A 20,452-nucleotide genomic window follows, 5' to 3' on the forward strand; every position below is an offset into this window, starting at 1 on the left:
ATGCCTAACACCACTTACCAAACCCTCGGTCTTGCCCTGACCATTAGCTGTGGACTCATGCTCCTTTCATCCTGCTCGGTTAACCCGGCCACAGGCTCAGCCGATGTCGTGTTCAGTTCGGAAGCCGGTGAAATTAAAAAAGGCCGCGAGGCACACGAAAAAATTCTCGAATCTACGCCTCTGTATCAAGACGAAAAACTCAATGCCTATGTCAAGCGCATCGGCCAGAAAGTCGCTGCTGTCAGTGATCGTCCGGATCTTGACTACCAGTTCTTTATTGTCGACAGCCCCCAGGTAAACGCCTTTGCATTGCCCGGGGGGTATATTTACATCAACCGTGGACTGATCGCCTTTTTGGAAAACGAAGCGCAACTTGCAGCGATTCTCGGCCACGAAATCGCCCATGTCACAGCGCGCCACGCGGTACGGCAGGAAAGCGCTAAGGCGGGCGCGAAAACCCTGTCTATTGTATCGGCCATTCTCACGGGCAGCGCCGAAGTCGGGGAAGCTACCGGCCTTTATGCAACCGCCGCCGTCAGTGGGTATGGTCGGGATATGGAACTCGAAGCCGATGGTTTTGGGGCCAAATACCTCCGCGCCGCCGGTTACCCGCCCAAGGCCATGTTTGAAGTCATTGGCATTCTGAAAGACCACGAGGTCTACCAAAAGCGACAGGCTCGAGCTTCGGGACGTAAAGCGGTGTCTTATCACGGAGTTTTCTCAACGCACCCGCGCAGCGACAAACGATTACAGAAACTGATCAATACGGCGGATGCCAATGACGGAGAACGCCACACCAAAGCATTCCGCACAGCCATCAACGGTATGGTCTTCGGAAACAATGCCGAAGCGACCGCAGGCAGTACTCCTCACACCGGTGGAGAACAGGAAGGCAACAAACAGGAACAGCGTTATCGTCACAACAGCCTGGGCTTTAGCTTTGCCTATCCCGATGGCTGGTCAGTGCAGCAACAAAGCAGGCAAATCGACGTTAAAGACGCCAATGGCGTAAGCCAAGTCAGCATCGGCCTGCAACGCAATAAAGGGCAGGACATCGAACCCTGGCTGCGTCAGCACTTCAACGTCAAGTTACTGCGTCAATCCGAACCCCTGTATTTAAAAGGCCTGTCTGGCCATAGTGGCATTATCGATGAGAGTTCAAAAGGACAACAGCGCATCGCTGCCATTGGACGGGGCAATCTGGTCTACACTCTCAGCAGCCGCTGGCACGCCCCCAAACTGAGCCCAGAGCAAGACAAAGCGGTTATGGACATCATCACCAGCTTTCGCCCAGAACGCCGCCAGAGAGCCAGTCAACCTAATAAAACACTGCATTTTGTTAAGGCCAACAGTCGAACCCGCTTTGACGACCTGGCTCGTCAAGCTCGCCTGGGGCGCAACGGTGCTGACCTCCTGAGGATTATCAATGGCTACTACCCCGCCGGCGAACCTCGCCCGGGTGAGGTTATAAAAATTATTCAGTAACGGCATACCACGCGCCGTAAACACTGCCTGTGGAAAAGGGCGCAAATTGTAAAACTTTTGCGCCTCATCACGCTGGCATCAAACAAGCGTTTGAATTTATACTGGACGCCACACTCCCCAAGGCCAGACTAACGTGCGAGACTCGCCCTGACCTGGGACCAACAAGCCTTGCGAACACAATAAAATGGAGCACCCCATGCAAAGCACGATGATGAATATGCCCCTGAACATTACCTCGGTGATGAACTTTGCGGATAAGGTTTATCCCAATGTTGAGGTCGTGTCAGTAACGGCAGATAACCCCCGCCACCGCTACACCTACAAAGACGCTTTTGCACGGGTGCGAAAGCTGGCCAATGCCCTGGCCAAACTCGGCGCCAAAGAAGGCGATGTGATTGGCACTCTGGCCTGGAACGATTACCGTCACCTGGAGCTGTACTACGCCATTTCCTGCTCAGGCATGGTGTGTCATACCGTTAACCCTCGTTTGTTTGATGAACAGATCGACTACATCATCAACCACGCCGAGGACCAGTGGGTCTTTATCGATGTCGCCTTTGTCGGGACTATGGAACGCCTTCAAGATCAGCTGCCCCAAGTCAAGGGCTACGTCATCCTGACCGACGACGCTCATATGCCGGAAACCAGCCTTAACAATGTTCACTGCTACGAAACATTGCTGGACGGCGAATCAGAGCAGTTCGATTGGCCCGAACTTGATGAAAACTCAGCGTCTGCAATTTGCTATACCTCAGGCACAACCGGCAATCCCAAAGGGGTGGTTTACAGCCATCGCTCTACCATTCTGCATTGCTACGCCAGCTCACTGCCCGACGCCTTTGGCTTATCACGCAATGACATCACCATGCCCATCGTGCCAATGTTCCATGTGAACGGCTGGGGTCTGGTTTATTCCGCGCCAATGAGCGGCGTAAAACTTGTTATGCCAGGCCCCAAAATGGGTGACGGTGAAACACTCTGCGAGCTGATCAATTCTGAGAAAATCACTTGTTCAGCAGGCGTCCCCACAGTTTGGCTGGCGCTGCTGCAGTATCTGGAAAAGAGCGGCAAAACTGTTGATACCCTGAATCGTGTCACCGTCGGCGGTTCAGCCTGTCCACTGTCCATTTTTGATGCCTTCCGCGACCACTACAATGTCACCGTACAACACGCTTGGGGCATGACCGAAATGAGTCCATTGGGTACGTACAATCGCGTGGCCGATGATGCCCATGACACCATGAGCAAAGAGGAGTTTGATACCCATCGCCTGCGTCAGGGGCGTCCAATCTGTGGCGTTGATCTGCGTATCGTCGATGCAGATGGTAAGGAACTGCCCTGGGATGGAGAATCCTCAGGTGCCGTACAGGTACGTGGCCCGTTTATTACCGAGCGCTATCACAAGCTGGATACCGGCGGTGCGGAAGACGGTTGGTTTGAAACCGGCGATGTGGCCTTCATGGATCAGGATTCCTTAATGCAAATCACCGACCGTACCAAGGACGTCATCAAGTCGGGGGGTGAATGGATCTCCTCAATTGAATTGGAAAACTGTGCCGTCGACCACCCGAAAATCGCGGAAGCTGCGGTCATTGGTGTTTCTCACCCCAAGTGGACCGAGCGTCCTTTGCTGATCGCGATTGTGAAAGAAGGCGAAGAGATCAGCAAGGAAGAAATGCTGGATTGGTTCGAAGGCAAGGTCGCCAAGTGGTGGATTCCAGCCGATTGTGTATTTGTCGATGACTTGCCTCACACCGCAACCGGCAAGCTTAGCAAAAAAGATTTGCGCGACGACTACCAGGACTTCCAATGGAGTGATCTCTAAACACCCAAACCCCACGATAAAAACGGGCCCACGTGGCCCGTTTTTTATTGCGGCTCTATGTGCATGTCAAAGAGAAATGTGCACACAGATTGAAAAAAATATCAGTTCGTTTACATTGGCTAAAAGCTGAACAGATGCGAGGCAGGCCTTTGGCCCAGACGGAGATACAGTGGCATAAGTTTCGAGTGATCGGAGTGATTGAGCAAGGCCAGAGCCTGCCCAATGCCAGACACATACGGCAGAGCGACTCACGTTGGTACGCTCTGTATTCTCTCGACCTCGAACCCAACATTCAGCTAAAAGTACCCGCCCAGCTGATCGAAACCAGCGCGCGTCGCGAAGGCGCCATAGTCGAAGCCGCCTACGATAAAGGTCAACTACGCGGACGCTTTATGTTGCCGGTGGGAAATTAAGCCCAATTCCCGGCAACGTCGACCTGATTCGGTTCCATAAACCAGGGATAGTAGTCTCGCGGGTCATCAAAGCCATTCACAAATCGTTGCGCAAGCACACTATCCTCGCCACACGCGGCCAGAACTTGAACCATTTTTTCCGTCGGCGGTAACAGCAAGGCGTTGGTCCACGACACCACCCACTGGGCGTAGCTCCAATATTTGTCGAAGGTTTTCAACATCCACTGTTCATCAAAGGCTTGCTCACCTTGGGCGAGTATACTGGCGAGATGAATGGCAGCGCATTTGCTGGCATTGTTGGAACCCTGCCCGGTGATTGGATCGTTCAGACACACCGTATCCGCAATGCCATAGGCGATACCCCCGGAAGGCAAACGGCCTATCGGGTGTCGAATGGTTGGCGGAAAACGTCCAGCAAGAATACCGTTATCGTCTGTCAGTTCGATGTCTCTGATGCGATCCATATCCTGGGGTACAAATTCCGCAATGATTGCTTTACTGACCTGCAGATGTTGATCCGGGGAATCCACTCCCTGCCAACAATCCATAGGCCCTCCAGGCACGCCCTCAAAGACCATAATGTCGCAGGGCCCGGAGGTGCTTAGAGCGGGGAAAGAAAAGTACTCGCCGACACCGGGAATTAAATTGAAGTCCACCGCCGAAAAGTCTTCACGAGGCTTCATGCCTTTCACATAGGTCAAACCCAGTGCTCGCATTGGCTTGTCGAAACTCGAACGAAGGGCATCGCGTTCGAACATTTTTCCAATATCGCCTTTGCCGGACGCGACCAACAGCAGATCGCATTCTTTTGATAAGCGGTCGAGATCAGACACATCAACATCTTGAATGAGCAAGTCGCCACCTTGCTCCACAAAGGCGTTCATCCAAACGGGCATCTTAACGCGCTGATCCACAGATTGCGCCGGCTTATCCAGACGATGCTGCCAGGCGATCGGAGTATCTTTGATTTTGAAACCGATGCCTTCAACCCAAGGGCAATCCTCATCAAAGTAGTTTAAGTGCAAATCCCGTTCGTTCTGCAACGCCATATCAAACATACATTGACTGGATAAAATCCGCCCCTGAGCAACTTCTTCAGCGGTTTTATTGGTAACTAGCTTAACTTCGTAACCTTTTTGCAAAAGACCTATTCCCAACTGCAAACCGCTTTGCCCGGCGCCAATGATCGTTATTTTTCTCATCACTATTTCCTCGCTTATTCAACGCTGAGCAATATTCAAAAGCCCAGTGGCCATTCATGTTTTTATTTAACGTGGCCCAAGTTCGGAAAACTATGCGCCCCGCGCAGGGCTTGTACATACCGCGCATAAATCCCGAAGCCAGAGCAAATAGCGGTTCTGGATTCCTTCATCGACAGGTATGTTAGAAGCTTCAAAATAACCACAGCGAGTGAGGAAATGTTCTATGCACAGCAGTGATTACATCATCATTGGCAGCGGCATGAATTCATTAGTCTGCGCCGCATTGTTGGCCAAAGCCGGGCATGCAGTCACCGTCCTTGAGCGCAATGAGCATCTGGGCGGCTGTATCAAAACGGAAGAGATCAGCTTACCCGGTTTCAAACACGAGGTTTTTTCCGCTGTTCACCCTTTGGTCGTTTCCTCCCCAGCCTATGCAGAACTTGCAGACGATCTCCACCGCCTGGGACTCGAGTATTGCAACAATGACAGCCCTACGGGTGTGGTGCTTCCCGATGGAAGCAGTTTGGTCTTGCAACGAAATCGCGCGAAGAATATCGCCGCCATGAACGCTTTGTGTCCGGGTGATGGCGATCGTTACCAGGCGGCAATGCAAGCACTGGAAGAAAAATCTGAACTGGTTTTCGGCCTCCTCGGCTCCTCGCTATGGAGTTTTTCGACACTCAGGCTACTGTTAAAATACAGTTGGAAATTGGGCTTGCAAGGCATGCTTAATTTCATCGCGGATGCCATGGCCAATACCCGCAGTTGGCTCGAAAGGGATTTTAACTCGCCATTGTCACGAGCCATGTTAGCGCCCTGGGTTTTGCACGCTGGCCTTGGGCCGGAGTCGTCGTTTTCAGGTTTAATGAATCAGGTCATGGCATTCAGTATTGAGCAAACCGGCAACCCAATTGTGAAAGGTGGAAATCAGGGCATCGTCGAGGCCTACAAAGCGTTGATTGAGGAACACGGTGGCCAGCTCATCTGCCAGCAGGAAGTCTGTCACATTGAATTGAAAAATGCTCGAGCTAACAGTGTGCGGTGTAAGAATGGCGACCGGTTCTGGGCTGAAAAAGGCGTCATCGCTAACGTTACACCAACGGCGCTTTATCAACAATTACTGCCTGAAAGTTGCCTCCCCCGCGAAGTGATTGAACAGGCCGCCGCGTATCGATATGGGCGCGGTATGATGATGATCCATATTGCTATGGATGCACCCGCCCAATGGCAGGACCCTGCCATGCAAGACGTGGTTATGCTGCACGTCACACCGGGATTGGATGCGGTGTCCAAAGCCATTACCGAAGCCGATTGTGGTCTGCTGCCCGATACCGCCACCATCGTGGTTTGCCAACCTGTCGCTCTGGACCCAAGCCGCGCTCCTGATGGTAAGTGGATATTGTGGATTCAATTACAGGAAATCCCTCAAACCATTAAAGGCGATGTACGCAAGTGTATCCCCTGCCCTGACGACGGCCGCTGGAACGACACGGTTCGCGAAGCCTACGCTGATCGTATTATCGAACAACTCAGTGCCAACATATTGAACCTGAAATCCGCCCTGCTTGAACGTGTCGTGTATTCCCCGAAAGACCTGGAACGAGCCAATATTAACCTGCTGCACGGTGATGCCTATTCCGGCGTCTGCCATCTGGATCAGTTTTTGTTCTGGCGCCCATTGAAAGCCTTAAAAAACCATCAAACACCCGTGAGTAATGTGTATCACATTGGCGCATCAACACACCCGGGGCCGGGGCTGGGAGGTGGATCGGGTTATCTGCTGGCCAAGTCCCTGATAGGCTGAATAGGGAATTGGCCACACATTGACATACCCGGGCCTTTAAGCCAACAAACAAGAAAAGGGGCACATTTGCCCCTTTTCTTGTTCTAGATTGCTCGTCTCGTTTCAGGAACGATGCGCGCCGCTTTTAGATTGAACGAACGTCACCGCTACCATTATCTCGAACCGATACTTTCGGTGAACCCTTATAGCGAATGTCGCCACTGCCAGACACGCCAGCGCTCAACTCTTCGGAAACATTCAGCACAATATCACCCGAACCATTTACACGAGCTTGAGCACGCTTGGCCTCAATGTTCAGGGCGTCAATGTCACCACTGCCGTTCACCTTGATACGCAGCTCCTTCGCGCTGCCATCTGCCACGATATCACCACTGCCATTCACCTCCAGTTCCAGATCACCCACATCAATTTCATCCAAACTGATGTCACCAGAACCGTAAACACGGGCAGCAAAACCTGACATGGGCTCATCACCGCGGACATCAATATCGCCAGAGCCGTACACTTTGACAGCTTCCAGATCGGGCACCTCAATATCGATTTTGGTTCCAATACGAGTGCTGTAACTCTTGTCACTGCCAATCACCAGGGTATCGCCCTTTATGGTGAAACTCACATTGTTCAATAAATTGTCGTCTGTCGTCAGGGTAATTTGTTGTGATTTTCCAAGGCGAACGACAACATCCGCCGAGGAATTCAAACGTAATTTATCGAAGCTACCAATATCAATACTCTGGGTCGATTTGTTTCCAGAACCTTTAATACGGCCAGATTCGTAGGACCAACCTTCACCTTCCAGATCCAAATGAACATGGCAGGCTGACAGGGAAACAGCGGCCAAGGCGATTGCGGCAAGTTTTGTATAACGACGTAGTTTCATAAGCTTGTCTCTAGCTCTTCTAGTGATTTTCTATTACTGGCTTAGACGAGCCCAACAAACAAAAGGGTTACACTGACAGAAATAAATATTTACCTTACATGTAATTCAAAGATATAAAAGCACAGCAGCTAATAACCTTTAGTAACAACGGGAGAAAAAGGCTATTCAAAAAACGCAGCGATTATTCAAAAAACTCCAGATTCCACGATTTCAGCGTCAGGAGATCTGGCCAGCGCCGGGTCGGATGGGTATATTGCGAGAAAGGCAAAAAGCCTTAGACAATAATAAGACGGCCGCCGAGATGATCATTCTACCGAAACACCAGCTGTTCCATTCCAACAACCTCGATTATGTGCGAGCCGAAGTGGCTAAGGTTTACTGTGATCACAAGCTTGGCATGGCCCGAGGCAGCCAACTAAACGCTCGCCACCATCATGCCAAAATGAACAAAATCTCACTTAACTATATGCGCTATGGCAATGAAGTAGAGATTGAGCCCGGCGAGCTGGATCGCTTTTTTCTGATCCAGCTTCCCTTAAGTGGGTGGGCCGAAATCAACTCGGGCAAACAAAGCGTAATCTCCACCGAACACTGTGCGTCGATCCCTTCCCCCAACAAACACTTGTCTATGCGTTGGAGTGACGGTTGCGAACAATTGATGGTGCAGATTTCCCGTCAGGCCATCGAGCAACAACTCTCCGCCATGATCGCCCGCCCTTTGAACCAGCCACTAGAGTTTGATTTGCTGATGAAAGGCGAGCAACCTAAAGTTCGTGCCTGGTGGCGCCTGATCGACTATATGCTGACCGAGTTTGAATCCAGCTGCCCCATCAGCAACAGCCCGGCAGCTGAACACATGGAAAAGCTGATCATTACGCAACTGCTCCATGCCCAGCAACATAATTACAGTGATGCCCTGCAAGCAAAAGGGCCATCAATCGCGCCCGTCCACGTAAAGAAAGCCGAAGACTATATACGCAATCATATTACTCAGGCGATTACCATCGACGACCTGGTCCGGGAAACTGGTGTCAGCCCGCGCTCTTTGCACGAAGGCTTCCGGAAATTTCGGGGTCAGAGTCCGCTCAGTTATCTGCGAGCCTTACGCCTTGAACATGCCCGTAAGGATTTGCTGGCCGCCAATGGCGACAGCGTAACATCCATTGCTACCCGTTGGGGCTTTACTCAACTCGGGCGTTTCTCGGTGACTTACAAAGAAGTATATGGCGAATCGCCATCTGAAACCTTCAAGAAAGCAATTTACTGAACTCAATATTCACTCATAAAAAAACCCACACAAGGTGGGTTTGACAACGGTAGGTCACAATAAGCACAAGACTTAACTGGACTTGGATTCTTCCACCGCATGCATCATGGCTGTCATACAGGACTCTGTCGCTTCTGGTCCCAGTGCCGAATACCCGCCATCTACCGGCAATTCCGCACCGGTGATAAAAGAAGCGTGATCGGAACATAGAAATAACACCGCGTCGGCCACTTCTTCCGCTTCCACGACACGCCCCAGGGGTTGGTAATTCGCGCACACCTGATCCGCAATATCGCGATTATTTTCGGTCAAACCCGCTACGGGCACACTCCAGGTAATACCCGCCATTACGGTATTAACTCGAATGTTGTCCTTGGCCATATCCAACGCCATATTGCGGGTTAACTGATGAATGGCAGCTTTGGAAACGGGATAAGTCCAACGCTCAGCTTGAGCAATATTGGAAGAGATACTGCCGAAATTCACGACGGCGGCTCCCTCACTCTTGCATAAATGAGGGTAGGCTTCCCGAACCAAAATAGCATGACCGGTAATATTCGTCTCGAAGGTGTCACGCCATTGCTGGCGACTGGAATTGATTCCTTCATCCGCATAGAGCGCCGCTACATTGATGACAAAATCCAATTGACCAAAGGTTTCCAATGTCGCTTCGACCAAGCGTTTGATATCTTCATCCTGTTGTAAATCGGTCGCGGTAAACGCCGCCAGTTCACCCAATTCAGAGGCCAGAGATTCCCCGACATTAACACTGCGTGCCGCAATCATGACCCTTACGCCCGCTTCGACCAAAGCACGACTCACCGCTTCACCAATACTGGCAGCTCCGCCAGTTACTATCGCAACTTTACCTTGTAATCCACGCATGGTTTTCCTCGCTGTTCTGATTAAAAATTTGTTATCTTGAAAGCAATTCGTTTACGCCGTCCAGGCAATTAATTTGTTCAGTGAAGCTTTCAATTGATGGGCTTCTTCAGCGGTGAACACACCCAAAGCATCCGCTTCATTGGTTTTAGCGGCTTTCAACATGGGTTCTAACCGTTGCTCACCCGCCTCACTTAAATGAATTCGAGTTTCCTGGTTTTTATATTCTCTCTTTAACAACCCCAATGTTTCTAAATGTCGCAGATGCTCATTCACTTCATCTTCTGGCAAGATCGCGTGCTGAACCAGTTCCGTCAATGTGCATCCAGACGCGCCCCCTAGAGAAGCCAAGACCCGAAATTCATGCTCGTCTAACCCCTGTTCCCGTAGAACCGATTTCAGTTTTTTCATAATGTGCTCGAAACTCTTACCCACTAAGTAATGCAGATAATCGTCGACAAAGGCGGGGCTCTGGCTGGCGCTTTCACAAGCGTCCTGATTACAAGGGTGGAAGCTCGACACCACATAGCGTCCGGAGTGGAACATCAAACCTTTTCGGCCACTGGTATCGAAATCCAACACCTCACCAACAATGATCAGATGATCTCCCCCCTCATAAACATGACAGGTACGACACTGAAAACGTGCGGCGCAGCCTTTTAATAAGGGGGCGCCACCCATACCGGATTCAAAATCAATACCCGCAAATTTATCGTCCTGTTGGCGGGCAAAATGATTCGACAGGGAAACCTGGTCCGCCGCCAGGACATTGACCGCAAAGTATTCAGCGTTTTCATAAACCGGCAAACTGCGAGCGCGCTTATCGATACTCCACAACACCAGCGGTGGGTCCAGAGACACCGAATTAAAGCTGCTGGCCGTCGTTCCAACATAACGATTTTTTGATTCATCCAAATCACTTTTCGCCGTAATAACGGTCACTCCTGTGGCAAAACTGCCAAGAGCCTGACGAAACGCCATGGGATCTATCGTAAAAGTTTTCTGTGCGGTACTGGGCATAGTTTTGATCTCTTTGTCATTGCACCAATTCGGTCTGACGGCATCTCGGCCAGACATCTCGTCGACCCTATGCCTCAATGCTAGAGGGAGCAGACATTCCTTCGATATGCGAAAAAGGACTCGGTTATGCAGTGCAAGCGGATTCTTGATTCGATCGGTAGAGAGACAAACAGCGGCTGGAAGCGAGGAAATCGCCTAGCACTTTTTGCATACCCGCTGCAAAAAGCGAATAGTTAATTACATGTGAAGTATTCAAACTCAGGCTCAAGAAAATAAACAATAATGAAATGCCCGAGGATAAAATTATGAGCCCACGGCCAAACACGCTCACCAGCGCCATTCAACATGCGTTTTCGAAAACTTTACCTGCAACATCAACCGCCCTCACGATCAGTCTGCTTAGTGGCGGTACTCTATTGAGCACAGCAATGTCCTCATTCGCACAGGACGGAAAAAACTGGCAAATAGAAGAAGTGACCGTTACCGCACGTAAGCGAGAAGAAAGCCTTCAAGACACACCAATCGCCGTAACTGCCTTTAGCGGGGAAGGTATGGAAAAACGCGGAATGACTCAGCTGAATGGTATCGCCGCTTACAGCCCGAACATGAGTTTCCAGAGTAACCCGAGCTTTGGCGGGGCATCGAATGCAGCATCTATTTACATTCGTGGCGTCGGGCAAAAAGAATTTCTGCCAACCACCGAACCCGGCGTGGGCCTTTACGTGGATGGCGTGTATATTGCGCGCAGTGTCGGAGCCATTCTGGATCTGGTCGATATTGCCCAGGTAGAAGTCTTGCGCGGCCCGCAGGGCACGCTGTTTGGCCGCAACACCATCGGAGGCGCGATCAGTATTCGCAGCCAGAAACCGTCGGAAGAACTGTCCGGAAAACTCAGCGCGACCGTCGGCACAGACAGTAAGCGTGTGATCAAAGCGAGCGTTGATATCCCCTTGAGTGACAATATACTGAGCCGCCTTTCCTTCGCCGACATGCAACAGGATGGTTATGTCCAACGCCGCGACGGCCTGGATCTCGGTGATGACAACACCCAGACCGGGCGACTGAACCTGCTGTGGACACCCAGTGATCACAGCGAAGTGAACTTTTCCCTGGAGTTCTCAAAGGACCGGGAAAACGGTCCGGCCATGAGTTTGATCGGTATTAATCTCGGCAATCCCATCGATCCGGAAACACCCCCCATGGCGGTGATTCATAATGTGGGCGCCAACGCCGCGGCGGGCGCAACGAACGGCGCTCCCTGTGCCACACCCGATATGCCGATTAATCTGACGGTACCGGCTTGTTATGATCTGCGCTATCAGGTGGGCACGGATACCAATCTCGGCACCGCGCCGGCTTTTTCCAACAGCGACTTTATGGCCAGCAATTTAAATGTTGGCCTGGATATCAACGATCAACTGACGTTCAAGTCAATCACCGCATGGCGTGATCTCGATGCCAGTTTTGCCCGCGATGGCGATCATTCCCCTCACAGGGTTTCCCAGTTTCACGACACCTTGGAACAACGCCAGTTCACACAGGAATTTCAGCTGCTTGGAAATCATTTCGATGACTCGCTAAACTGGATCTTCGGATTGTATTATTTCAAAGAGGATGGCAATAACGTTAATACCCTGGACTTTGTCATGGCCAACTTTACCAGCGGCGGCCGCTTTGAAAACACGTCCAAAGCGGCGTTTGGTCAAGCTACCTGGAACGCCAATGACTGGTTCAGTCTAACCATGGGTTTGCGCTATACCGAAGAAGATAAGTCCTTTTCACCCGATCAGGTGATTTTGAATAATTATTTTGCGGGCTCCGGGCATCCATTGCTGGACGCGCCCTTTATGCAGGTTGGCACCCGAGTATTACCGCTAGCAACGGACAGCCAGTCAATATCGGAACTCACCCCCATGATTAACGCCAGCTTCCATATCAATGAGGAGCTGATGATCTACAGCAGTTATTCTGAAGGGTTTAAATCCGGAGGCTTCACCCAACGTGTTTTCCCACCTCAGGTAGCAGGTTTCACCGCCCCCGCCGGTGCCAGTGATCAGGATTTGATTCCTGACTTTGCCCCTGAGTTTGTAGAAGTGTACGAAATCGGCGCCAAGTACTCCGGGCTCGATGGCCGTCTGCGCTTGAATGGCGCCGTTTTTCACACCAATTACGACGATCTACAGGTCCAGGTTTTCACCAGTGTCGCTCCGGTAACCAAAAACGCTGCTTCCGCAAAAATTACCGGTTGGGAATTGGAGCTGCAATGGTTGCCCGCCGAGAGCTGGTTAATCGAAGCGAGCTATGGTTACCTCAACGCCCGCTACGATGACATTGCCTTTGATGAAACGTTTATTCGCGCTGATAACGAGTTCGAACGTGTTCCAGAAAAAACGGCCAGCCTGGCGGTCAACCACGATTGGGATCTGGGCGACGCAGGTACGCTAAGCGCTCGGATCGATTGGTCATATCGATCAAAAGAATACATGGATTCCTTTAACACCGAGCTGATTGCCCAACCCAGCTATGATTTGATCAATGCCAATGTAAACTGGAGCAGTGCAGATGAGCAATGGGACCTTATGCTCGCATTGAAAAACCTCAGTGACGAGCGGTATTTGATGACTGGAATCATCGGCGATGCTTTTCAAACTTACGAAGGCATTTATAACCGTGGTCGGGAGTTCAGTCTGACAGCCCAGTATCATTTTTAACTGTGCAAACACAAAGAAGCCCAGTAAATACTGGGCTTCTTTGTGTCAAACCATTCGAAACATCTATAAACGCAGATCACTCACTTCCTGCGGTAAAACATATTTCAAATCATAAATCAGTCCATCGCCTGTGCATAACTCACGAATTTTCTCGCCACCCATTTCTGAAAATTGCTCATGGGCCACAGCCAATACCACGGCGCTGTAATGACCATTCTTCAAATGTTCAATGGGGCGCAAACCGTATTCGGCTTCCACCTCATCGTGATCCACCCAAGGGTCGTAAACATCCACATTAAAATGAAAATCTTCCAGGCCTTTAACAACATCATAAACCCGAGAGTTACGCACATCCGGGCAATTCTCCTTAAAAGTAAAGCCCATCACCAGGACATTGCTCTGGGCCACTGCAGCGCCTTTGCGTAGCATTTCTTTTACCAGTGTGTCGGCTACATAGCCGCCCATGCCGTCGTTAATACGTCGACTGGCAATAATAATATCGGGGATATAACCCGCTGCTTGCGCTTTGTGAGACAGATAGTACGGGTCAATGCCAATACAATGCCCGCCGACCAAGCCTGGGCGAAAAGGCAAAAAGTTCCACTTGCTGCCAGCCGCTAGCAGTACTTCCTCGGTATCAATATCCAAGGCGTTGAAAATCAATGCCAGCTCGTTCACTAAAGCAATGTTCACATCGCGCTGGGTGTTCTCGATCACCTTGGCGGCCTCAGCCACCTTGATGGAGCTGGCTTGATAAGTGCCAGCGAGAATAATTTTTCCGTACATGGCATCAATCAATTCGGCCACTTCGGGTGTCGAGCCGGAGGTAATCTTGCGGATATTGGGCAGTCGGTTCACCTTATCGCCAGGATTGATTCGCTCAGGGCTGTAAGCGGCGAAAAAATCTTGATTGAAACTCAAACCCGAATCTCGCTCCAGCACTGGCACACACACTTCTTCTGTTGCACCTGGGTAAACGGTGGATTCGTAAACCACGACATCGCCTTTCGACAAGACCTTTGCAACGGTTTCGCTGGCTTTACGCAAAGGGTTTAAGTCGGGGTTTTTATGACCATCAATAGGCGTCGGCACGGTGACAATATAAATATTGCAATCCGCCATGGCGTTCACATCGGTACTGAAACTCAGTTGGCCAGCGGCAGCCATTTCCTCATCAGACACTTCCAATGTGGCATCATGACCGCCATTGAGTTGCTCTACCCGTTGGGCATTGATATCGAAGCCCATAGTATTAAAGTGCTTCGAGAGTTCTACGGCCAGAGGCAGACCCACGTAGCCCAGTCCGATAACAGCAATATTTAATTGCTCAAGTTGCATAATTTACGTCCACTTATACATAGCGATTGCAACGCATGATGGCGCGTTGTCCGACTATTATCTTAGCTTTTCCAGAGCTTGCCAAACCTGTTCCGGGCTTACCTTGGCCATGCACTGTTCAGCGGGTAGTTCATTAAAGCAGGCCATTGGCGCTTGCAACGCGACAACTTTGTCACCGATCGGACGAACCTTATTGGCATCGGTCGGGCCACAAATCACCGCCATGGGAACATCCGCTGCGGCAGCCAGGTGAGCAGTACCCGTGTCATTGGAAACCATAAAAGCGGCCTCTCGAGCGATAACCGGAATCTGCAGCAGCTCGGTTTGACCGCATAAATTCACGACACCATCGCCAATACGCTCAGCCAACTCAGAGCAGAGTTCCACTTCATCTGGCCCTCCGAGGATGACGCAGTGCTGATAGCCTTTTTCCGCAAACAATTTTGCCATAGCGGCATAATTTTCACTGCCCCAACGTTTAAGCGCACCACTGAGGCTGCTGCCCGGCACTAAAATGACAAAGCGTCCTGATTCCAGGCGATGGTGCGCCAACAGGGCTTGGGTGCTTTGTTCCGTGTCGGAGTCCCAGTGAATCATCGGTTTGTTCATCAAACACTCGATACCAAGACCTTTTGCCGCGGCGCGAGTGATATCAATAGCATGAGACCCCTTGGCATACTGAGGCGGGCTCAAACGATAAGGAAACGCCGGTTTGGTTGCAATACTGAGTTTCGGTGCCGCGCACACCAAACGGGCAAAACTCAACAGTAGGCGGCTGCGATCATTGCATTGCAGATCAATAATCAGATCGTATTGTTCCTGGCGTAACATTTTTATCCAGGCAACCGCTGAAGACACCCGCGGTGCCTTGCGAATTTTCATGACCTGGAGTTTGCTGAACCTTGGGTCATGCTTAAACAATTTATGCCAGGGCGGTTCAACATTGAGATGTATCTCCGCGTTTTGAAAGTGGCGGCAAATATCTTCCATCACCGCCGAACAGACGACCAGATCGCCCATGCTGCCCCATCTCACGATGAGTATTTTTTTGATTTTTTGAGCGTCTTCGCTAGCCGCAAACACCTTAGGCTCCATTTATCTTTGCTTGGTCTGCATACGCATCTGGCTGTTGCTCGCGCCGCGTGTTCGCATCGGGGTAAGCTCGGGAGATCATCCTCAGGAGCATGACGGCGACGACAATTGCGGCGATCATCCATGCCTGCCATAAACCATAACTGAAAGAATACGCACAAAGCCCTATAAGAAACACACTGAAATAGGACAGGCTCAAACTCTCTCTTTTTCCTAGGCTGGCCAGGAGAGACTGGATAAAGAAGCCCGCGAGGAGCACACCAATCAAACCCAGTTCCAACCACAATTGCAGAGCAAAGTTATGCGGATGTGAGATTTGACTCTCCTGCATAAATTTGCCCTTTGAATCAAAGTCTTTAATTTCTCGTGCGGCGTCTAAACCATGCCCCAGAATGGGTTTATTCATAGAATAACGGGCCACAAAATCATAAATTTCCAAACGTTGAGCTCCGTGGGCACCCGTGGCACCGAAGAGGCTGCTCTGATCAATATCCTTAGCCACATATTGATAAGCCGGTGGCGCCGCAAAGGGCGCTGCCAACATGCCGATCACAATACAAATCCCGCAAAAACGCAGAAACAGTGGCCCTAACACGCGCAGCAACAACGTACTCACCGCAATAACCACTACGGCCACCTTGGCGGTTTCCGAGGCGCTTTGCTGGATAAGCAGCAACAGGCTCAAGATGAAAATCGCTTGCAAGGCCTTAGCGTTCACCCCATCGAACACTGCACGAATGATCAACAAACTTGGAACCGCCATCAACATCAATACGCTGACCGAGCGATTGACCAGATAAGCGCCAATGCTGTCATGGCTGTCCAGATTGAGGGCGTATAACGGATACCCTAAGAAGGATTCAACAATATTGAAGAGGATTCCCAGAAAAACCGCGAGTGGTACCCAGGGCAAAAAGGCGCGTGAAACGGAAACATCAAAGCGAGTTACCAGCATCAAGCTGATAACGGAGAGCACAAAGATGATCAGCAACCCAACGGTGCGTTTTACCGCAGCCTCGGGAAAATGGGTAAAAACATTGCTCAATCCCATGTACAGCAGGAATAGCACAACCGAGAAGCCCAACAATCGAAAACGCCCGCCGAACAGGCGTGAGACGTCCTTCCAACCGCCATCCTTAAAATAGATCCACAAGCCGGTCAGGCCAAATACAGCCGGCACGGCACCAATGGTTTTGGGCATATAGGCACTTAGCAGCAATACCAGCAACCAAAGGCCGGGCAATAATTTACTGCTCAGTGTGTGTTGTTGTACCAGAGCGGCTTTCAACTCTGGTTCTTTCAATGAATTCACCCGTACCCTACTTTCGTTCAATTCTTCTATTGTTCATCTTATCGCGAATGCCACCGCTTTCGCTCACATCTTAGCCTGGGCTGTGATCGATTCTAAAAAAGCAACCGTTTCCCGGGTCATATAAGCGACGTTCAACTGGCGCCTGGCCCGCTCAAAGAGTGCACTCAGATCGTCTTCATAGGCCTCGGGAGCGTTTAGAAAATGGGCCACTTTTTCCGCCAGTCCCCGGGCATCGCCCAGCGGAACCCTAAGGCTCGCTGGCAACATTTCCTTCGCAGCTGCCACCTCAGTGGAAAGAACAGGAACTCCGGCGCACAAAGCCTCAACCATCGAATAGGGGAAGCCCTCACGATCAGAGCTGATGACCATAAAGTCCGCACCAGGCAATAGCATCGCAGCGTCTTTCACAAAGCCACAAAAATGGACATTACCGCTCTCAATCAATGGAGCCGCTTGCGCCTTCAGCGATGCCATCAAGGGGCCATCACCCAAAATCAACAAATCGGCCGGTATTCCTTCCCAGGCTTGCAGCAGCAAATCAACCCGCTTAACGTCAACCAAACGCACCAGCGCGACAGCAATCGGCCGTTCACCACTGGCGCCACTCAGGGTCAACAGCGTATCGCGAGCGCTGTCTCGGCTGAGTTGCGCATCCAGCGCGACGCCATTGTACACGCAATGGGTGTTGGTATTGTTGACAACCGAACAGGCCCCTTGACTGACGCCGATGACGCCATCTAAGGATGAGAACATCGCCGATTTGGATTTTTGATTGTGAATGGTGCCCACACAAGGCCGCGTCAAAAACCCCTTAATACGCGCCACCAGGCTGGCCGCTTTGTTCGCCTGAGCATGAACGACATCGGGATTGATGTCGGAAATCAACCGATACAACTGCCACAAGAGCACAGGATTATTGCGACTGCGCCCCATATTCAAACTGTGTACCTGAACTGCAGGTTCAAAACGGTCGGCGAAGTAAGGATCAACGATCACATGCACGTCGTGCCCGAGGCTGGCCATGGTATTGCACAAATCCAACATGTGCTTCTCGAGGCCGCCTTCACCGGTACTCGCCAGTATTTCACAAATTCTCATAGTTAACTCTGCGCTGTGCTCGCCAGTTCTTGGTAAATCGTCAGGGTTTGGGCCAGCATTTTACTCTTCAGGTAGCAATCGTTCTTTTTCGGTTTTTCCGGCTGATGCAGCAAAGCGTCGACTTTGCTGAGTAAAACGCTCTCGTCGAAACAGGGTACCCTCCCCATAGGGAAAAGGCTTTGCAACTGCTCTCCGACACCGCCATGGTCAAAGCCGACTACCGGCACCCCCATACTCAGGGCCTCGGTGGTCGTACGACCAAAGGATTCAGGTTTACTCGATAAAGACAACACCATAGCCGATTGGCTGTAGATGTTTTTCATATCACCACGGCCGCCTGTAAAGGTCAGCTGATCCTGCAGTCCCATTGCTTTGACCTGCTCAACCAATTCCTTCGCATACCCCTGGCGCTTCGGGTCCTCAGAACCCACCACAATGCCATGCACATCATCGAAACGCTGCGACAGGGCCGCCATCAAGTTTAAAAAGTAACGATGCCCTTTCAAGCGTGTCAGCCGTCCGGGCAAGCAAATCAGGCGCTTGCCGGCAAACTGAGGAAACTCGTTCCGCCACTGGCTCAACCATTGCTCATCAGGACAGTAATCCCAGGGGTATTCCTCATCGCTGACACCACGATTCACAAGCCTCACCCGAGACATATCCGTACGTGGATAGTTCTTGGCAATATACTCTTCCACCGTTTTTGACACGGCGATCACTCGCTCACCTCGACACATGATTTCGCTGTATGCCGATACGGAATGCAAACCGTGCATAGTCGTCATAAATCGCGGCCGCTCATTCTCAGGCATCCCCCTCCAGGCCAGATACACAATCCAGGCCGGCATACGTGAGCGTACATGGACAACATCGGCCCGCTGCTCACGCAGCCAACGCCTCAAGGCCCAGATATGCCGGAAGCTCAAGGGGGATTTTTTACCGAGATCCCAACGTATGTGTGTTGAGCCATCAGCTTCCAGAGACTCGACCATTGGGCCTCCGGCGGAAACCACCAACGACTCGTGTCCAGCCTGAACCAACGCCTTAGCGACCTCCAAAGTGCCGATTTCAACACCCCCACCACGCAGGCTTGGTAAAAATTGAATGACTTTCAATGTCACCGGGAAGCCACCTGATCAAAAATGGCGTATTGGTCGAGCAATATTCTGGCGACTTGATCCGCTTGGTTAAAAGGCTCTCTCTCGGCATCCGTGTTCCCCTGCGATTCAGCACTGGAAGCCGAACGGCTCCCCGCAGAAAGTTCACGTACTCTGCCCGCCTCAATCAATGTGCGCAGGCCTTTTGCCACTCGGCTGGTGGGCGGGCATTCAGCCAGAGAAAAAATCGACACCTGCGCTTCCGCAGTCAGGGCTTCATATACCATGGAAACGCTGTCCGGACTCACCCAACACTCTTTCGCCGAGGGAAGCTGTGTCGCCAACCACCCAGCGTCAACGTCATCAGGCTTGAGTAATGTGACGGGTAAATTCAATGCATCCAATCGCTCATAAAAAGATTCCGGAGTGCGGCGTGAACTGATCAACAACCACTCTCTTTCGGCATCTTTGGCGCTCTGTTTGGCCAAGGCCTCTCCAATTTGCTGAAGAACCTGCTCGTCATTCCAATGGAAATGTTTGGACGGCCCACCAATCAACATCATGTTCAGGGTTTTGTTTTCTCCCCGGTAAACCACCGGATTCAGGGCACCTTCGGTCACAATCACCTTGTCAGTTACGGCCAGCTCGTCGTGAGCAGGAGCAATACAGACATCGAAACACCGAAGTGGAAAGCTGGGCTTCATCAACACCAGGGACTTGGCTTGATAGTGTTTCTTGGCAACGATCAAACTGCTGTGGCACGCGTGGCCGGCTGCCAATAGAACATCACAGTGCTCAGGCCAATGGCGGGGTGCGTTCGAGAAACCCAACCACAGCATCAGCGCCTGAACATGACTCAAAGGCTCAACAATATCGTGGTGAATTTGGGCATCTTGAAACTGTGGTAAATCAGCAATAGCCCTTCGCAAGGCATAGACCAAGCCCAAGCTTTGGTTTAAATGCCCCGGTTTTCCATCGCTGAAGATCAGTAGCTTGATGTCCACTATTTATTTGGTGCCTATAGAG

The 20,452-nt window shown here is 51.1% G+C and carries 16 protein-coding genes; 6 read left to right on the plus strand and 10 right to left on the minus strand.

Annotated features, from left to right (window positions below):
• The 3 genes from ABWW03_RS14335 to ABWW03_RS14345 all read left to right on the plus strand — a co-directional run bounded on the left by ABWW03_RS14335 (position 1) and on the right by ABWW03_RS14345 (position 3,723).
• Entirely contained in the window at positions 1–1,485 is a 1,485-nt protein-coding gene (locus tag ABWW03_RS14335; RefSeq protein WP_353409265.1) for a M48 family metalloprotease, read from the plus strand.
• 196 nt (positions 1,486–1,681) lie between these two features.
• Positions 1,682–3,310 carry a long-chain-fatty-acid--CoA ligase gene (locus ABWW03_RS14340; RefSeq protein WP_353409267.1) on the plus strand — a complete coding sequence of 543 codons (1,629 nt, stop codon included), beginning with the start codon at positions 1,682–1,684 and terminating at the stop codon, positions 3,308–3,310.
• 149 nt (positions 3,311–3,459) lie between these two features.
• A complete protein-coding gene (locus tag ABWW03_RS14345; protein ID WP_353409269.1) occupies positions 3,460–3,723 on the plus strand; it encodes a hypothetical protein in 264 nt (87 codons plus the stop codon).
• Here the strand turns inward: ABWW03_RS14345 and ABWW03_RS14350 are convergent.
• A complete protein-coding gene (locus tag ABWW03_RS14350) occupies positions 3,720–4,925 on the minus strand; it encodes a styrene monooxygenase/indole monooxygenase family protein (RefSeq protein ID WP_353409271.1) in 1,206 nt (401 codons plus the stop codon). The genes ABWW03_RS14345 and ABWW03_RS14350 overlap by 4 nt on opposite strands.
• Positions 4,926–5,148: 223 nt before the next feature.
• On the opposite strand from ABWW03_RS14350, the gene ABWW03_RS14355 reads away from it, so the two are divergent.
• The gene (locus tag ABWW03_RS14355) at positions 5,149–6,729 is read left to right on the plus strand and encodes a phytoene desaturase family protein (RefSeq protein WP_353409273.1); all 1,581 of its coding nucleotides are present in this window, start codon (positions 5,149–5,151) and stop codon (positions 6,727–6,729) included.
• A gap of 124 nt (positions 6,730–6,853) precedes the next feature.
• Here the strand turns inward: ABWW03_RS14355 and ABWW03_RS14360 are convergent, their stop codons facing one another.
• Positions 6,854–7,609 carry a head GIN domain-containing protein gene (locus tag ABWW03_RS14360; protein ID WP_353409275.1) on the minus strand — a complete coding sequence of 252 codons (756 nt, stop codon included), beginning with the start codon at positions 7,607–7,609 and terminating at the stop codon, positions 6,854–6,856.
• A gap of 301 nt (positions 7,610–7,910) precedes the next feature.
• On the opposite strand from ABWW03_RS14360, the gene ABWW03_RS14365 reads away from it, so the two are divergent.
• A complete protein-coding gene (locus tag ABWW03_RS14365) occupies positions 7,911–8,876 on the plus strand; it encodes an AraC family transcriptional regulator (RefSeq protein ID WP_353409277.1) in 966 nt (321 codons plus the stop codon).
• Between the two features lie 72 nt (positions 8,877–8,948).
• Here the strand turns inward: ABWW03_RS14365 and ABWW03_RS14370 are convergent, their stop codons facing one another.
• Positions 8,949–9,761: an SDR family oxidoreductase gene (locus tag ABWW03_RS14370; RefSeq protein ID WP_353409279.1), complete on the minus strand. Its 813-nt coding sequence runs from the start codon at positions 9,759–9,761 to the stop codon at positions 8,949–8,951.
• 51 nt (positions 9,762–9,812) lie between these two features.
• On the minus strand, positions 9,813–10,778 hold the full coding sequence (locus ABWW03_RS14375) for a flavin reductase (RefSeq protein WP_353409281.1): 966 nt from the start codon (positions 10,776–10,778) through the stop codon (positions 9,813–9,815).
• A gap of 305 nt (positions 10,779–11,083) precedes the next feature.
• Here ABWW03_RS14375 and ABWW03_RS14380 point away from each other — a divergent pair, with 305 nt between their 5' ends.
• On the plus strand, positions 11,084–13,489 hold the full coding sequence (locus ABWW03_RS14380) for a TonB-dependent receptor (RefSeq protein WP_353409283.1): 2,406 nt from the start codon (positions 11,084–11,086) through the stop codon (positions 13,487–13,489).
• Positions 13,490–13,552: 63 nt separating this feature from the next.
• Here ABWW03_RS14380 and tviB read toward each other — a convergent pair whose 3' ends face one another.
• From tviB to ABWW03_RS14410, 6 genes are all read right to left on the minus strand, one after another.
• On the minus strand, positions 13,553–14,827 hold the full coding sequence (tviB, locus tag ABWW03_RS14385) for a Vi polysaccharide biosynthesis UDP-N-acetylglucosamine C-6 dehydrogenase TviB (protein WP_353409286.1): 1,275 nt from the start codon (positions 14,825–14,827) through the stop codon (positions 13,553–13,555).
• Positions 14,828–14,884: 57 nt separating this feature from the next.
• Positions 14,885–15,910: a glycosyltransferase family 9 protein gene (locus ABWW03_RS14390; RefSeq protein WP_353409288.1), complete on the minus strand. Its 1,026-nt coding sequence runs from the start codon at positions 15,908–15,910 to the stop codon at positions 14,885–14,887.
• 1 nt (position 15,911) lies between these two features.
• Positions 15,912–17,222 (minus strand): O-antigen ligase family protein, encoded by a 1,311-nt coding sequence (locus tag ABWW03_RS14395; RefSeq protein WP_353409290.1) that lies wholly within the window; start codon positions 17,220–17,222, stop codon positions 15,912–15,914.
• 72 nt (positions 17,223–17,294) lie between these two features.
• On the minus strand, positions 17,295–18,329 hold the full coding sequence (locus tag ABWW03_RS14400; RefSeq protein ID WP_353409292.1) for a glycosyltransferase: 1,035 nt from the start codon (positions 18,327–18,329) through the stop codon (positions 17,295–17,297).
• Between the two features lie 2 nt (positions 18,330–18,331).
• The gene (locus ABWW03_RS14405; RefSeq protein WP_353409294.1) at positions 18,332–19,450 is read right to left on the minus strand and encodes a glycosyltransferase family 4 protein; all 1,119 of its coding nucleotides are present in this window, start codon (positions 19,448–19,450) and stop codon (positions 18,332–18,334) included.
• The gene (locus ABWW03_RS14410) at positions 19,447–20,430 is read right to left on the minus strand and encodes a mitochondrial fission ELM1 family protein (protein WP_353409296.1); all 984 of its coding nucleotides are present in this window, start codon (positions 20,428–20,430) and stop codon (positions 19,447–19,449) included. The genes ABWW03_RS14405 and ABWW03_RS14410 overlap by 4 nt, the downstream gene beginning before the upstream one ends.
• Positions 20,431–20,452: the final 22 nt, after the last annotated feature.

The organism is Pseudoteredinibacter isoporae, assembly GCF_040372805.1.
Taxonomy (GTDB): domain Bacteria; phylum Pseudomonadota; class Gammaproteobacteria; order Pseudomonadales; family Cellvibrionaceae; genus Pseudoteredinibacter; species Pseudoteredinibacter isoporae_A.

Coding starts and splice junctions, on each gene's coding strand:
- ABWW03_RS14335 (WP_353409265.1), top strand. CDS start 1: ATGCCTAACACCACTTACCAAACCCTCGGTCTTGCCCTGACCATTAGC.
- tviB (WP_353409286.1), bottom strand. CDS start 14,827: ATGCAACTTGAGCAATTAAATATTGCTGTTATCGGACTGGGCTACGTG.
- ABWW03_RS14375 (WP_353409281.1), bottom strand. CDS start 10,778: ATGCCCAGTACCGCACAGAAAACTTTTACGATAGATCCCATGGCGTTT.
- ABWW03_RS14360 (WP_353409275.1), bottom strand. CDS start 7,609: ATGAAACTACGTCGTTATACAAAACTTGCCGCAATCGCCTTGGCCGCT.
- ABWW03_RS14380 (WP_353409283.1), top strand. CDS start 11,084: ATGAGCCCACGGCCAAACACGCTCACCAGCGCCATTCAACATGCGTTT.
- ABWW03_RS14370 (WP_353409279.1), bottom strand. CDS start 9,761: ATGCGTGGATTACAAGGTAAAGTTGCGATAGTAACTGGCGGAGCTGCC.
- ABWW03_RS14400 (WP_353409292.1), bottom strand. CDS start 18,329: ATGAGAATTTGTGAAATACTGGCGAGTACCGGTGAAGGCGGCCTCGAG.
- ABWW03_RS14355 (WP_353409273.1), top strand. CDS start 5,149: ATGCACAGCAGTGATTACATCATCATTGGCAGCGGCATGAATTCATTA.
- ABWW03_RS14340 (WP_353409267.1), top strand. CDS start 1,682: ATGCAAAGCACGATGATGAATATGCCCCTGAACATTACCTCGGTGATG.
- ABWW03_RS14350 (WP_353409271.1), bottom strand. CDS start 4,925: ATGAGAAAAATAACGATCATTGGCGCCGGGCAAAGCGGTTTGCAGTTG.
- ABWW03_RS14365 (WP_353409277.1), top strand. CDS start 7,911: ATGATCATTCTACCGAAACACCAGCTGTTCCATTCCAACAACCTCGAT.